Here is a 13,868-nt window from a genome sequence, read left to right as displayed (position 1 = left end):
CCGTTTAAGAAACCTGCATCTGTACTGGCACCGGTTCAGCATAAGCTTTGACCAGATTACGCCCACCGGCTTTGGCCTGATAAAGCGCCTGATCAGCCTGACTCAATAACTGCTGCGGGCGTAATTCCGCGCTAGAAATGGCAATCCCGAAACTGGCGGTCACCGGAATCAGCTCATCCTCATCACTGAAAATCTGCAATTGCTGAATGGCGATGCGGCAGCGTTCAGCCACTTGTTCGGCTTTTTCCAGACTGGTATTTTTAAGCACCAAAATAAATTCTTCCCCGCCAAAACGGCCGACTACATCACTTTCGCGCAATTGCTGATTCAGCACGGCACTCACTTCGACTAAGGTTTCATCACCCTTATGATGGCCATAGTGATCATTAATTTTCTTGAAATGATCCAGATCTAATAGCACTAAAGCATAATTGGGAGTGGCTGCGGCATTCAGTTTATCCAGACATTGGTTGATACTACGGCGGTTAAACAGATTGGTGAGCGGATCAATCTGGCTCAGCTGTTTGATCAGCTGCTCGCGATGACGCCATTGACTGAGCAGAATCTCGAATAACACCATGCAGACGGCCAGAATTGGCAAAATGAAATACAGCATCGATAACAGCCAGAAACCATTATAAAAAAGCTTGTCATCGATATTAAAGAGCGGTGAATAAGGTAATTGATGACTGAAACTTAAATAGGCACATCCGCCCAGAAAAATGGAGGCAGGAATCAGCATGCTATACACCAGCGTGCGATGAAACAGCACCAGACCGACCATAATTAAGCAGACGTAAGCGGTGGTAGCGACCGGACTGATCACGCCGACAATATAGGCATCCCGGCATAGCGAAACCACAAAGGTGCCGACTGCCAGATAGGGTAGATAACGTTCCACCAGACGGTTGCCCTGAAATTTATAACAAGGATAAATCAGTAAGGCTAAAATCAATAAAAAACTGCCGTTCAGCACGACTTGTGAATGAACCCGTTCAATCTGTACATATTGCCAATACTCAGGATTGAATAAAACAAAGAGATCCCAGCCGAGCCAGGTCAGATGTACACCGCATCCCAAAGTCAGCATCAGGATGCATTTCTTCAGGATACGCCAGTTCATCACGACTTCATCTTCGACCAGATATTTCTTGATTCTGTGTCTTAGCACTTTTTCTAATACAGGCGATATTCGCTTCATGGTCCCGGTCTGACTTTAATTGTTATGGCAGATTTTTTAAGACCTATTGGATATTTATAGCTTTATTTACACAAGATAACATAAGTTTGAATGCTTGATAAACAACAATATTTAAAACATTTTTGTGATTTAGTTGATATCTGATCTGCTCATTCTTTGCCTATAGCATAAGTGATCTAGGCTATACCAAAGGGTTCTAATCAAAATTAAAGAGGTTAAGAGGCATACAGTTTTGTTCTAAATTCAGGATGATGTGTTTTATTTGTGCTAATTATTTCAATATGGTCAATCGTTAAAATGGCTGCATTGTTAGAAACAACCAAAGATAAAGAGCGAAGCCATGAAAGTTTTACAGATTGATTCCAGTATTTTAGGAGATGCTTCTATTTCGCGTCAGTTGACTCAGGCCGTGGTGGAACAATTGCAGCAAAAATATGCTGAGGCCATTGAAGTTGAGTACCTGGATCTGGCAGCACAGCCTATTCCCCATCTTACTGCCGAAATTTTAATGGGCCAGAATGCAGAACAGACGGCATTGGGCGAGGAAATTTTAGATCAATATTTACAGGCTGATGTCGTGGTGATTGGTGCAGCGATGTATAACTTCGGTTTGCCATCAACCCTAAAAGCCTGGATTGACCGGATCTGTGTCGCGGGACGTACTTTTAAATATACCGAACAAGGTCCTGTGGGTTTGGCGGGCAATAAGAAAGTGTATATTGCCAGCAGCCGTGGTGGTGTCTATGGCGAGCAAAGCCCGGCTGATTTTCAGGAGGCTTTCCTGAAAACCGTGTTTAACTTTACCGGTGTGAATGATATCGAAGTGATTCGTGCTGAAGGAGTGAACATGGGCGAAGCGGTTAAAGCCCAAGCATTGCAAACTGCATTGCAGCAAGTTCAGGCCATTTAAAACCTAAAACCTCTTTTCAAAGGGTCAGCTACGGCTGACCTTTTTTATATGCTAAATCATGCTTAATCTCGGTCCAGACGATGGGCAAATTCTGCAAGATCGGTCAGCGCCTGTTTGGCTTCATCGAACCAGGCACTGAACATCTGGAAGTTGTGCCACATGCCGGTATACAATTTAAATTCGACCTCGACACCTGCCTGTTCCGCTTTTTCTTTAAAACGACTAGCATCATCCAGCAGAATTTCCTTGGAACCTACCTGAATATGAGTCGGTGGCAAGCCAGTTAAATCGGCGAAAAAAGGGGAAACTTCCGGATCACCACGATCAATCGAACGCGGCACATAATATTCAATCCCGGTTTGAACTGTTTCCAGAGACAGCAGGGCATCATGCTTCTGGTTATAACGTAAAGATTCACTGGTCAACGTTAAATCCAGCAGTGGAGACAGCAGAATCAGACCGCTGACCTGTGGCAGACTTTCCTGCTGTATTTTGAGTGCCAGCGCCAAGGCCAGATTGGCCCCGCAAGAATCACCGGACAGAATGATATCTTTGGCCTGAACACCTTGATCCAGCAGCAGATTATAGACATCAAACAAGGCTTCTAATGCTTCTGGATAGGCAGATTCGGGTGATAATGGATAATCTACATGCAGCACCTGCATCTGGGTTCGAGCTGCAATTTGAGTCATAAAGGCACGATGGGTATTTAAAGAACCTAAGTAAAATGCGCCGCCATGAATATGAAAAATCAGCTGGGTCGATTCCTGCTGCGGCTTAATTTCTTCCGCGCGCAGTCCGGCCAATCGAAGCGAGCGAATCTGTACCGTTTTATCCTGAGGGAAAAGTTTGCACATCTGTTCCAGAGCAATGCGCATTGAACTCGGTGGAAGACTGAATCTGCTCGGGGCACGAATGGCCGTTTTTAAAAAGCTTTCTGTAATTAATTGTTTCGTTAGCGGGCTTATCTTCATCTTCCTTCCATCTTTTTGTGCTTTTATTGATCGTGTAGATTATTTACCAACCATATTTACAAGGTTACACTAAATAGTCACACCTAAAAATTGAAAAATTGTTGTGACTTTTTAATACTACATGGGTCTATTTTCAGACTAAGGAAATGAAGAAAAATGAAAAAAATAGCGCTTACGTTAGGACTACTAGGCTTATCTGCATTGGCGAGTGCCGCGGATCCTTTAAATGGCACGGTATGGAAAACCATTGATGATAAAACCAAGCAGCCTAAGGCCATGGTTAAATTCACTGAACAAAAGAACGGCACTTTGTCAGCCAGTATTCAGTCTGTGTTAACTCCAGGTGAAGAAAATGCCTGCAAGAAATGTGAAGGTCCATATCACAACAAATCTCTGAAAGGCCTGACCATTGTTAAAGGTCTAAAAAATGCTGGCGGGACTAGCTATGACAGCGGTTCGATCCTGGATCCGCAATCCGGTAAAACCTATAAGTTGAAAGGCCAGCTGGCAGACGGTGGCAAGAAACTTGAGCTACGTGGTTTCATCGGTGTAGCGGCATTGGGTCGTAACCAGACTTGGATTCGTGCCAACTAATTTATTTTAAGCAGATATACAAAAGCCTGATCGATGTCAGGCTTTTTTATGAGTGTTATTCAATACAAGATATTAGTGGGCTAAGCTACGATAAGCTGTTTCATCAAAACCGGCAATAAATCCTGTAGAGGTTGCCAAGATTGGACGTTTGATTAAACTGGTATGGGTGGTTAATGCATTAATTAAGGCATTTTCACTTGACAGGGTGGCCTGTTGCTCTTCTTCACTGAGTTTACGCCAGGTAGTGCCTTTCTTGTTCAGAACCACGTCCTGACCCAAGGCATCCAGCCAGGTTTTGACGGTTTCAGCATCGATGCCCTGTTTTTTATAATCATGAAATTCATAACTCAGACCTTGCTCCGTCAGCAGATCAAAGGCTTTTTTCATCGAACTACAATTTTTAATTCCGTAAATTTTTAACATAGCTGCCATCTAAAAAATTTAAATCATGAACTAGCTTAACCAAATTGGCAGCAGCAAACCATGCAAAAGCAAATGAAAAAAAAGAAAAAATTTTAAATACCAGAAAAGTCATGTCATCAAAATGACATCAAGCAGCTTTAACATGAGCAGCAAGAAAAAGAACAATCTAAATAATAAGAAAAATAAAAATTTGGGAATAATAGAAATAGAAAACCCGCATTTAATCATCCTGATCATGCGGGTCTCAATCCAACGTCCAATGTCACATCCATGCAAAACAAGCTAAATCTATAGTCTGTTTTATTTTCGTCCTACGGCGTCCTGTCCTTATGTTGTCGTCCTGACATGTCCTTGTGCCGTAGCGCTATAATGCTATGTTATTACATTAAGATAAACCCAAAAAATACGTCATGTCATGTAAGAGATAAGCCTTAATTGAGTGAACGTATGTTCACTCAATTAAATAATGAAGATTATAGTTTGTAGTCGATGATCACGGGGGCATGGTCGCTAAACCATTGTTCTTTATAGACCCAGGCATTAACGGTACGCTCTTTCCAGTCCGGAGAGCAGGCATGATAATCAATCCGCCAACCAACATTCTTGGCACGCGCCTGTCCACGGTTTGACCACCAGGAGTATAATTCGGCTTCTTTGCGGACTTCACGGAAAGTATCGACATAACCAAGCTCATCGTAGATATGATCTAGCCAGGCACGTTCGTGCGGTAAACAGCCCGAGGCTTTCTGGTTACCCGACCAGTTTTTAATATCGATACGTTTATGCACGATATTGTAGTCACCGCAGACAATCACCGATTTATTTTCATCGCGCCACTGTTTCAGGATTTTTGCGTATTCTTCCAGAAAGTGATCTTTACGCGCTTGTGCTTCATCGCCTGATGAACCCGAAGGCAGATACAGGGAACAGATCTGTACAGTTTGTTCTAGACCCAAGTTAAATTCAGCGGCAATAAAACGGCCTTGTGAGTCGGCTAGTTCAAAACCCAGGCCATCGGTCAAAGACACAAAAGGCAGACGGCTATAAATGGCCGTACCAGCATAACCCGGACGCTCGGCAGGAAACAGGTGTGTGTACCAGCCTTCAGGCTTGAATTTATCGGTCCACTGCGCATGCGTGATCCGGCTTTCCTGCATACAAATCACGTCGGCATCCGACTGTTCCATCCATTCCAATAGACCTTTGGTGACAGATGAGCGTAAGCCGTTGACATTAATTGAAACGACGCGAAGAATTTTTTGATCACCTGGATAGCTACTCTTTGGTATCATGCGCAAGTCTTACCTTAATTAATGGATTTAGGAGCACCTCATGTCAACGCCAGCTCAGTTTAACCCGCAAGCTTTTATCGAACTCGCATTATCACGCGGTGTGCTTAAATTTGGTGAGTTTACTTTAAAATCGGGACGTGTGAGTCCCTATTTTTTTAATGCGGGTCTGTTGAATGATGGTGAAGCCTTGACACTGCTGGCTTCTGGCTATGCTGCAAAACTGACTGAATGTGACCATGTTGAAGTGATTTTTGGCCCTGCATATAAAGGCATTCCTTTTGTGGCAGCAACTGCTGTGGCTCTGTCGCAAAATCATGGGGTAAGTGTGCCATGGGGTTTTAACCGCAAGGAAGCCAAAGACCATGGCGAGGGTGGCGTATTGGTCGGTGCTTCTGTAGCAGGTAAAAAAGTCTGGATCATTGATGACGTAATTACCGCAGGCACAGCGATTCGTGAAGTCGTCACCATCCTGAAAAATGCCGGTGCCCAAATTGCCGGTGTACTCGTGGCGCTTGATCGTCAGGAAAAAGGTCAGGGTGATTTATCTGCGATTCAGGAAGTACAGCAAGAGCTTGAGATTCCTGTACATGCCTTAATTACCATGAAAGATTTAATGGATTATCTGGAAGCGAAAGGCGACCTAGAAGCTTTGGCAAAAATGGAAGATTACCGTGTTAAATACGGGATCTAAGCCTGGATTGGCATAGAAAAGGAAGCTTGAGCTTCCTTTTTTTATAGATACTCGATTTTCTAAGCATTTGAAATTTATTATCTCTGTCTATTCTTGTAAGCATTGGCTTACATGAATTCCAGCACTTTGCGGCTATTTTGAATAGTGGAAATTTCCTATGATGGCTTTAACAGGAACAGGACGTTCCACACAAGAATAACAATACATAAATACAAGGAAAGTAAGGTACGACAGGAGTTATACCAAGCGAACGCATACGGAAAACCCCTGGCAGGATGCCAGGGGTTTTCATTTTTATCTTTTTATAACGTCCCACTGAGCAGCAGTGATTCAGAAACATGATTCTTAAAAATTCACTTTTGATGAGCTAACCAGACAAGCAGAAAACCTTTCACTAAAATTATGAATCTTCAATGCTAAAAAAAGCACCTGAAGGTGCTTTTTCTTATTGCTGGGCTAAATTATAGCGCAACGATATTGATCGCATTTGGACCTTTTTGACCATCAACCACGCTAAAAGAAACGCGTTGACCTTCAAACAAAGTTTTGAAACCAGAACTGCTAATTTCTTTAAAGTGTGCAAAAACGTCAGGACCTGATTCTTGTTGAATAAAACCAAAACCTTTAGTTTCGTTAAACCATTTTACTGTACCGGTAACTGTAGTAGACATAATATAACCTGTTAAATTTTAATAATTTTAGTCATGAAAATGACTATGGATAACTTGGAAAAACAACAAGAATTGAAATAAAGATCTGAAAAAACTGAGGATTATAAATAATACTGCGGCACTTAAAGAAGCTTAACTAAACAACGCTTTTTTCTAGTTAAAGACAGCATAGCCTAAATCAGAAAATATTCAAGTTTTTTATATTTATTATTTATTTTTCTTATAAAAGTGGCTCCATTCTTGTTTTTTAAAGAATTTCAAGCTGTTTGCTTGAGCTTTATCGGTTGTATTTAAGCTTTAACCAAGCTAAACAATAAATACACGTTGTGTTTGTGTTACTTTATGTTAATCAAAATCGTTCAGTACCCAGCAAGATTTTACTAAGTCAGTGTATTTTATAACTTTGGGTAAATTAGTATTTGTAGTTTTAAGATAGTTATCGTCATTGTTTGTGTATAAAAATCCACCTATATTAAAATTCAATTGGAAAAATTAACTATAAGAATTTCTTGATTTTAATTTAAAACCAAATAAGAGTGAGTCTCATGGATTACTGGAACAGTGTGTTACTTATATCCATCATCACCATGGTTGGACTGGCCATGATCATCCTGTTCGTCGGATGTAAAATGTGGAAGAACTTGGTGGTCACTTTACTGATTGCCACCTTGATTGGTTTTCTGATTGTATGTGCAATCAATTTTGTTTTTGGCGATCGTCTTCAATTTCTATGGGGTGCCCCTGAGACTGGCGATAGCAATTTTATGCTGGAAATGGGGCTGATGAGCCTGTTAATTGGCGGCGTGAGTACCTTTATCATTATGTTAGGCACTTTGGTTGCTAAAAGTAACAGTGGAAATCAAGGCGATGAAGACTAGTTTTTCGCAAAATAACAAGTCTCTTAATGAGCGGGAAAGTGCAGAAAAACATCGCATGTACAGTTCATAGGCTTAAAAAATCTTTCTCAGCCAAATGTATAGTGCCATAGCGCTACGGGGCATAAATGGAGCTTCATATCCCGTAGCTGCATAATTTTCTGTATCAAAAATTTAGAACATCATTCTTAGACCTGCACCATAGATCCAGCCTTTTTCAGAATCAGAGCTTTGCTGCCAGGCTGTCTGTTTGTTGCCTTTACTATATTCATAACCCACTTCCAGATAAGGCATGAGCTTTTTGCTCAGTTCATAGCGTGTTTCCAGGCCCAAGGTGGCATGACTAAGGCCGGTTTTTTTCGCATTCGCTGCCTGATCATTCAGGATGACATCCAGTTCGACAAAGGGTTGCATAATCAGTTTCTGAGTCAGTAACAGGTCACGCTCTGTTTCCAGTTTTAATCCGACAAAGTCATCTTCACCGACATAGACATGAGCATCCGTTTCGAAAAAGTAGGGGGCCAGGCCATGCAGGCCAAATACTGCATCGAAGCGCTCGTTCTGCTGGTTTGTAGAAGGCTCGGCTAAATTTTCCTGCCGATAGCGCACCCCGGTCTGCACATCCCAGAAATCAGAAATATTTCGGCTATACAGCACTTTGGCATCATATTCGGCCGGATGGGATTCCTGTTTGTCGGCTTCTAACTTGAGGAAGATTTTATTTTCATCCGTGCCAATTCTGGCTTGGTTCTTGGACTTGAATGCCCCATTTCCCTTTGAACTATGCTGCCATTTCTGGTCCAGAATAATCTGGCTATAAATCTGTGCACCATGTTCTTTACGATGATCATGTTCGCTGGCAGAACTGACTGAATTTTGTGGTGTGCTCGGCGCATGCGGTTGATGTGATAACTTTGGTGGTGGTTGATAAGATGCAGCATCTACTGTTTCAGTATGCTGTGCGTGGTCATCAGTCATGTCTTGCATGGCATGATGTCCGCTATGATGCTGATGTTCAGCATGGCTTGTATGATCGCTAGAAGCTGCCGCAAAAATACTCAGACTGCTTAGGGTAAGCGCACTGCTGAGCACTGACTTTACAAAAAGATTAGTGATGTGCATGGCTTTCTCCTTGAGCAGCTGCTGGTTTTGAAGGCATTTTTTGTGAAGAAGGGTGAGATGTTTGATCTTCATCTACATGTGCCACAATCAGCTTGTTCATCATGCCGGCACTCATGTGATAGAGCAGATGGCAGTGAATCGCCCATTCTCCCAGTTCGTCTGCTGTGAGCAAGGTCGTGACCGTTTTCCCGGGCGGCACAATCACGGTGTGTTTATTTGGCATATTTGCAGCAGACTGACCATTTTCCAGCTGCATAAACATGCCATGCAAATGCATCGGATGGGCCATCATGCTGTCATTGATAAATTTCAGCCGGATCCGCTCGCCATATTTCACCTGAAGTGGCTCGGCATCACTGAATTTTTTACCATTCATGGTCCAGATATAGCGCTCCATAGTTCCACCCAGACGAATCACCAGTTCACGTTCTGCTGCGCGGGTATCAGGTTGTGGTGTCAGAGCTTTGAGGTCTTGATATTGCAAGGCTTTGTGCCCTGCAGGCGTAGACATATTGGCCCAGCCCTCAACCGGCTGATGAGGCTGATTGGTTCCGGACATGGCATTATGACTTGCATGCATGTCGTGCTGGGCATGTTGATCATGTTCACTTGTGGCAGTCTGCATGGTCTGACTGCTGTGTGTGTCATGTGACATGTCATGTTGTTCGCCATGTCCCATATCTTCCATGGTCAATAAGGCACGAGGGCGCGGTGTTGGTAATTGAACCGGAGCCGGGGCTTTACTTGAATCAGTTGCCTGATGCAGACTGCCAATGGCAAAGCCTGAGCGGTCGATCGATTCCGCTTCAATCTGGTAATGCGCTGCAGTGGGTTCCACAATCACATCATAGGTTTCAGCGGTTCCGATACGGAATTCATCTACATTGACCGGCTGCACCGGTTGTCCATCGGCACTGACCACGGTCATTTTCAGCTGGGGAATACGCACATCGAAAAACGACATGGCAGAAGCATTGATGAAACGCAGGCGGACTTTTTCATTGGGCTGGAACTGGCCACTCCAGTTTTGTTGCGGCGTTTTTCCATTGACCAGAAAGGTATAACCGGTAACATCAGATAGGTCGGTTTTCAGCATACGCATCTGGTTCCACATCTTGCGGTCTGTCCAGGTGGCCTTGAGGCCGTCACGTTTCACCTGCTTAAATACATCGCCCACGGTTTCACGCTGGTTCTGATAATATTCGGCCGATTTTTTTAAATTGTTCTGAATCTGCTGGCTGCCCTGTTCGTGAAAATCCGACAGCATCACCACATAATCCCGCTCGGTTTGTTCATGTGCAGGTAGCAATGTCTGGGCTTTGGGGCGAATCACCAAGGCGCCGTAGAGGCCGTCCTGTTCCTGACCTTTGGAATGTGCGTGATACCAGTAGGTGCCGTTTTGACGAACCTTGAAGCGATAAGTAAAAGACTGTTTCGGTTTGATCCCCTGAAAACCGTTAAATCCGGGGACACCATCCATCAGCCCGGGCAGGAGCAGGCCATGCCAGTGCAGCGAGGTATCCTGATTGTTCAGGTTGTTTTGTACATGAATGACTGCATCATCACCTTCTTCAAATTCCAGCAAGGGTGCAGGGAATTTTCCGTTTACAGTGATACGCTTGACCGTCTTTCCGGTGAGATTGATCGGGCTTTCATCAATGACCAGATGATATTCTTTTACGGCTGCAAACAGGGCAGACGACGAGATGAGACCGAAGCCCAGACACAGGCTTTGACTGATTTTAAGCAACATAACTTAATCCTTAATGAATAAAAAAATTTAAAAATTCAGGATCAAGCTTTGGGTGGGCGCAGGATTTCTTGCCAGTAACCGACAAGGTGCTGGGCATGGTAAGCAGGGAGGAGGGTTTTTTCCGGATAACCGTGATCAGGCACGCTTAACTCGGGCGTTGTAATGGGCAGGCTGGTGACCAAGTTCTGGCAGGCCATAGTGCCACAATCCAGACAATCTGATGACTGCTGGGTGCTGTCACTGACACAGTCCGGCTGAATCAGTTCCTGATCTTGATGATGATCAGTCTTATGCAGCGAGTGAGAAGCAGAGGGTTTTGTCATTTCCAGACAATGAGGATTCGTTTTTTCAGACGGCATAACCAGATGCATGGTGTTTGCAGATGCGACAGACACACTGCTCCAGCCTATGGCAAAAACCACAAGCATCACCAACCAGATCTGTTTGACGAGCCGTATGAGCAAAAGTACACCCTGAAAAAATGCGCTGCATGTTTGAGCAATAAAAGCATAAACGCAGTAACTCAAATTAGCAAATTCTGGACAAGATTATTTTTTAGGTCACCTACATACTACTTTTTTCATAGGTTCAGGTTTCAGTTTCGCACTTTTCGCATTTTTTACAGTCTAGCAGCATCCCGAGTTTTTCTTTACGTCCTTGCTCGGTCATCACCCATGGGCAATTTTGCCAGGGCGGGGTATGCCGCACATGCTGGCCATGTCCGCAGGCCAGCTCTGCAACCCAATGCTGTTCCTCATCCAGGTGAAAACCGATAATGGCCTGTTGCATGGCAAACCTCCTGTGGGCTCAATCTGTCTCAGTACCTATATAAAATAAGTCATGCAAAATCACCATAAACAAAAGAATCGACACAAGCTATACTCCTTGCCAAGTCATTTTTTGAAAAAGAGCAGAGACACATGCGCGTACTTGTTGTGATGGATCCCATTGAAAATGTAAACCTGAAGAAAGACTCAACCATGGCCATGCTATGGGCAGCCGCACGTCGTGGGCATGAACTCGGTTATGCATTGCAGCAAGATTTATATATCGATCAGGGCAAGGCCTTTGGTCTGATCGCGCCGTTACAGGTATTTGAAGACTACGACCATTATTATGAACTTGGCGAAAAACAAAAAGAGTCGATCGCTGCTTATGACGTTGTCTTGATGCGTAAAGATCCGCCTTTTGATATGAACTTCGTCTATACCACTTATATTCTGGAGCAGGCAGAGCGCGAAGGGGCATGGATCATCAACAAACCGCAAAGCCTGCGTGACTGTAATGAAAAACTGTTCGCGACCCAGTTCCCGCATCTGCAAGTTCCGACCTTGGTGACTTCGCAGCAAAGCCTGATCCGTGAATTTCTCAAAGAACAGGTCGATGTCATTGTAAAACCTCTAGATGGTATGGGCGGCACCGGGATTTTCCGCCTGTATCAGGATGGCATCAACATCGGTTCAACCATTGAAATGCTGACCAATAATGGTACCCAGCCGATTATGGCGCAGCGTTATATTCCGGAAATTGTCGAAGGCGATAAACGCATCCTGATGATTAATGGTGAGCCAGTGTCGTATTGTCTGGCCCGTATTCCACAAAATGGTGAAGTGCGTGGTAATCTGGCCGCGGGTGGCCTAGGTGAGGCACGCCCCCTGACTGAAAATGACAAAGCCATTGCAGCAAAAGTAGGGCCGTATCTCAGAGAAAAAGGTCTGGTCTTTGTAGGGCTGGATGTGATCGGAAATTATGTTACTGAAATTAATGTAACCAGTCCAACCTGTATCCGTGAAATTGACACCCAGTTTGGCACCTCGATTGCAGATGATCTGTTTGCCGTGCTGGAAGCGGGGCAGGCCAATCAGGTTTAAAAGCAAAATCAGGTGAAAAAAGAGTCTGCTTGCAGGCTCTTTTTTATTTTTTCATTGGGGATAGCGCTTAAATAAAAATGCCGTCATTACCATACCCAGCATCGAAAGGCAGACAGTGATAATGGCAAGATTGGCCCAGTATTGGGTGGCAGATATCAGCGCAGCGCTCAGGGTCGGTATAAAAAACTGTGCGCAGGCTGAAATTTGTAAAACCAGACCCACACTGGCCGCTGCTGCATAGGCACGTGGTGCATAGTGCAGGGTAATCGCAAAAACAGTGGTTGGGATCATCCCGCCAATCAGTGAAAACAGCACGGCACTGACAACCTGCAATTCAAATGAGAGCCAGGAATTTGCAGCAAATACCAAGCAACTGCTGCAGAGCATTGCCACAAATCCGGTACTCAATAAGGTGTGCGGTCTATAACCCTGTTGCAGCAACATGCCTGCGCCAAAAGTACCGCCTAGGTTGGCCAGCACGACCATTGAAGCCAGCATCCCTGCGCGTTTTAAGTCTAGCCCCTGTTCGACATACAGCGTAGGCAGGAAGCCCGTGACAGTGATCCATTGACTGCTATAACAGGCAAAAATAATCGCCAGACAGATAATCGGTGGGTGGGTCAGGGTAATTTTAACAATCTGCCAGAATGAGGTGTTTTCCGTAGCTGCCTGGAAAGAATCTAGCTGTGTTACCAGGACAGGTTCAATATTTAAATATTGTTTGATCATGCCAGCAATAACCAGGCACAGGCAGCCCAAAATGGCCCAGATCGTTTGCCAGTCCAGATATTCAAGCAGGAGAGGAATCGTTAATACGGCCAGACTGACACCGATGCCCATATAGGAACTCCAGAGTCCCATCTTGAAATTCAGTGTTTCAGCGCGGCTGGTACGTTTTAAAATGGCTGGCGCACACAAGGAGATGGTTAAAAATCCGATTCCTTCCATAAAACGCAATACATATAAAGTGGCAGGCTGCGTAATCCAAAGCCCGGCAAGACTGCTTAGCCCTAAAATGATTAAGGCCATGATAAGGCAGCGCTTTAATCCCATTTTTTCCGAGAAGGCGCCAATGCATAGCGCAAACAGCATTCCGGCAGCCTGCACCAATGCTAATGAAAAACCAGCCTGAGTAAAACTCAGGTTTAAATCCTGCTGCAACACAGGAATCACGGCCGAAAGTTTGCCGACATGGATCGCAGCCAGATAACCGGCCAAGATAATCCATACATCACGACATGAGATTTTTGACATCTATCCGAACTGAGTCCATTTAAAGCATCTGCTTGTACATCAAGCATCATTCATATATAGATATGAATAGCATGAAACTTTTATAAAATTGATAGGATTTAAGCCTAAGATTATCGGCCAATGATAAGAGAGGAGGTGAACGGGAGAAAACGGAAGACCGCTGTAAATAAAGCGCTCTTCGTGGCAAAGTTATTGATAATATAATGAGAAAACTATTTAAAATTGATATGATATGTC

Annotated in this window: 15 protein-coding genes; 5 read left to right on the top strand and 10 right to left on the bottom strand. The window is 44.1% G+C overall.

The window, feature by feature from the left end:
* Nucleotides 1-4 precede the first annotated feature (4 nt).
* Entirely contained in the window at nt 5-1,201 is a 1,197-nt protein-coding gene (locus AC1IR0_RS05215) for a GGDEF domain-containing protein (RefSeq protein ID WP_005250286.1), read from the bottom strand.
* Nucleotides 1,202-1,541: 340 nt separating this feature from the next.
* Between AC1IR0_RS05215 and AC1IR0_RS05210 the strand changes: the two genes are divergently transcribed.
* The gene (locus AC1IR0_RS05210) at nt 1,542-2,111 is read left to right on the top strand and encodes an FMN-dependent NADH-azoreductase (RefSeq protein ID WP_004281290.1); all 570 of its coding nucleotides are present in this window, start codon (nt 1,542-1,544) and stop codon (nt 2,109-2,111) included.
* 62 nt (nt 2,112-2,173) lie between these two features.
* On the opposite strand, the gene AC1IR0_RS05205 is transcribed toward AC1IR0_RS05210, so the two are convergent.
* Complete coding sequence (locus tag AC1IR0_RS05205) at nt 2,174-3,085, bottom strand: alpha/beta hydrolase (RefSeq protein WP_005105341.1); 912 nt, start codon at nt 3,083-3,085, stop codon at nt 2,174-2,176.
* Between the two features lie 156 nt (nt 3,086-3,241).
* On the opposite strand from AC1IR0_RS05205, the gene AC1IR0_RS05200 reads away from it, so the two are divergent.
* The gene (locus AC1IR0_RS05200; RefSeq protein WP_164543176.1) at nt 3,242-3,679 is read left to right on the top strand and encodes a DUF2147 domain-containing protein; all 438 of its coding nucleotides are present in this window, start codon (nt 3,242-3,244) and stop codon (nt 3,677-3,679) included.
* A gap of 72 nt (nt 3,680-3,751) precedes the next feature.
* On the opposite strand, the gene AC1IR0_RS05195 is transcribed toward AC1IR0_RS05200, so the two are convergent.
* Nucleotides 3,752-4,102, bottom strand: a complete 351-nt coding sequence (locus AC1IR0_RS05195) for a Spx/MgsR family RNA polymerase-binding regulatory protein (protein WP_005105344.1) — start codon at nt 4,100-4,102, stop codon at nt 3,752-3,754.
* A 473-nt stretch (nt 4,103-4,575) separates the two neighbouring features.
* Nucleotides 4,576-5,394, bottom strand: a complete 819-nt coding sequence (locus AC1IR0_RS05190; protein WP_005105345.1) for an exodeoxyribonuclease III — start codon at nt 5,392-5,394, stop codon at nt 4,576-4,578.
* A 40-nt stretch (nt 5,395-5,434) separates the two neighbouring features.
* Between AC1IR0_RS05190 and pyrE the strand changes: the two genes are divergently transcribed.
* Complete coding sequence (gene pyrE / locus AC1IR0_RS05185; protein WP_004281297.1) at nt 5,435-6,085, top strand: orotate phosphoribosyltransferase; 651 nt, start codon at nt 5,435-5,437, stop codon at nt 6,083-6,085.
* 461 nt (nt 6,086-6,546) lie between these two features.
* Here the strand turns inward: pyrE and AC1IR0_RS05180 are convergent, their stop codons facing one another.
* On the bottom strand, nt 6,547-6,756 hold the full coding sequence (locus AC1IR0_RS05180; RefSeq protein ID WP_004281299.1) for a cold-shock protein: 210 nt from the start codon (nt 6,754-6,756) through the stop codon (nt 6,547-6,549).
* 545 nt (nt 6,757-7,301) lie between these two features.
* On the opposite strand from AC1IR0_RS05180, the gene AC1IR0_RS05175 reads away from it, so the two are divergent.
* On the top strand, nt 7,302-7,634 hold the full coding sequence (locus tag AC1IR0_RS05175; protein WP_085064742.1) for a hypothetical protein: 333 nt from the start codon (nt 7,302-7,304) through the stop codon (nt 7,632-7,634).
* A gap of 171 nt (nt 7,635-7,805) precedes the next feature.
* On the opposite strand, the gene AC1IR0_RS05170 is transcribed toward AC1IR0_RS05175, so the two are convergent.
* The 4 genes from AC1IR0_RS05170 to AC1IR0_RS05155 form a co-directional block, all read right to left on the bottom strand.
* On the bottom strand, nt 7,806-8,753 hold the full coding sequence (locus AC1IR0_RS05170; RefSeq protein WP_409651473.1) for a copper resistance protein B: 948 nt from the start codon (nt 8,751-8,753) through the stop codon (nt 7,806-7,808).
* The gene (locus tag AC1IR0_RS05165) at nt 8,740-10,506 is read right to left on the bottom strand and encodes a copper resistance system multicopper oxidase (RefSeq protein WP_409651476.1); all 1,767 of its coding nucleotides are present in this window, start codon (nt 10,504-10,506) and stop codon (nt 8,740-8,742) included. Before AC1IR0_RS05165 ends, AC1IR0_RS05170 begins: the two co-directional genes overlap by 14 nt.
* A gap of 41 nt (nt 10,507-10,547) precedes the next feature.
* A complete protein-coding gene (locus tag AC1IR0_RS05160; RefSeq protein ID WP_171476901.1) occupies nt 10,548-10,970 on the bottom strand; it encodes a hypothetical protein in 423 nt (140 codons plus the stop codon).
* A 124-nt stretch (nt 10,971-11,094) separates the two neighbouring features.
* A complete protein-coding gene (locus AC1IR0_RS05155) occupies nt 11,095-11,295 on the bottom strand; it encodes a DUF3565 domain-containing protein (protein WP_409651480.1) in 201 nt (66 codons plus the stop codon).
* Between the two features lie 131 nt (nt 11,296-11,426).
* Between AC1IR0_RS05155 and gshB the strand changes: the two genes are divergently transcribed.
* The gene (gene gshB / locus AC1IR0_RS05150; protein ID WP_409651483.1) at nt 11,427-12,377 is read left to right on the top strand and encodes a glutathione synthase; all 951 of its coding nucleotides are present in this window, start codon (nt 11,427-11,429) and stop codon (nt 12,375-12,377) included.
* A 51-nt stretch (nt 12,378-12,428) separates the two neighbouring features.
* Here gshB and AC1IR0_RS05145 read toward each other — a convergent pair whose 3' ends face one another.
* Nucleotides 12,429-13,631: an MFS transporter gene (locus AC1IR0_RS05145; protein ID WP_184413002.1), complete on the bottom strand. Its 1,203-nt coding sequence runs from the start codon at nt 13,629-13,631 to the stop codon at nt 12,429-12,431.
* Between the last annotated feature and the right edge of the window lie 237 nt (nt 13,632-13,868).

The organism is Acinetobacter sp. 129952, assembly GCF_056642055.1.
This window is presented reverse-complemented; position numbering and strand designations above follow the sequence as displayed.

Bases quoted from the DNA above. Each gene is read 5' to 3' on its own strand.
- AC1IR0_RS05215 (WP_005250286.1), bottom strand. From the start codon at position 1,201: ATGAAGCGAATATCGCCTGTATTAGAAAAAGTGCTAAGACACAGAATC.
- AC1IR0_RS05210 (WP_004281290.1), top strand. From the start codon at position 1,542: ATGAAAGTTTTACAGATTGATTCCAGTATTTTAGGAGATGCTTCTATT.
- AC1IR0_RS05205 (WP_005105341.1), bottom strand. From the start codon at position 3,085: ATGAAGATAAGCCCGCTAACGAAACAATTAATTACAGAAAGCTTTTTA.
- AC1IR0_RS05200 (WP_164543176.1), top strand. From the start codon at position 3,242: ATGAAAAAAATAGCGCTTACGTTAGGACTACTAGGCTTATCTGCATTG.
- AC1IR0_RS05195 (WP_005105344.1), bottom strand. From the start codon at position 4,102: ATGTTAAAAATTTACGGAATTAAAAATTGTAGTTCGATGAAAAAAGCC.
- AC1IR0_RS05190 (WP_005105345.1), bottom strand. From the start codon at position 5,394: ATGATACCAAAGAGTAGCTATCCAGGTGATCAAAAAATTCTTCGCGTC.
- pyrE (WP_004281297.1), top strand. From the start codon at position 5,435: ATGTCAACGCCAGCTCAGTTTAACCCGCAAGCTTTTATCGAACTCGCA.
- AC1IR0_RS05180 (WP_004281299.1), bottom strand. From the start codon at position 6,756: ATGTCTACTACAGTTACCGGTACAGTAAAATGGTTTAACGAAACTAAA.
- AC1IR0_RS05175 (WP_085064742.1), top strand. From the start codon at position 7,302: ATGGATTACTGGAACAGTGTGTTACTTATATCCATCATCACCATGGTT.
- AC1IR0_RS05170 (WP_409651473.1), bottom strand. From the start codon at position 8,753: ATGCACATCACTAATCTTTTTGTAAAGTCAGTGCTCAGCAGTGCGCTT.
- AC1IR0_RS05165 (WP_409651476.1), bottom strand. From the start codon at position 10,506: ATGTTGCTTAAAATCAGTCAAAGCCTGTGTCTGGGCTTCGGTCTCATC.
- AC1IR0_RS05155 (WP_409651480.1), bottom strand. From the start codon at position 11,295: ATGCAACAGGCCATTATCGGTTTTCACCTGGATGAGGAACAGCATTGG.
- gshB (WP_409651483.1), top strand. From the start codon at position 11,427: ATGCGCGTACTTGTTGTGATGGATCCCATTGAAAATGTAAACCTGAAG.
- AC1IR0_RS05145 (WP_184413002.1), bottom strand. From the start codon at position 13,631: ATGTCAAAAATCTCATGTCGTGATGTATGGATTATCTTGGCCGGTTAT.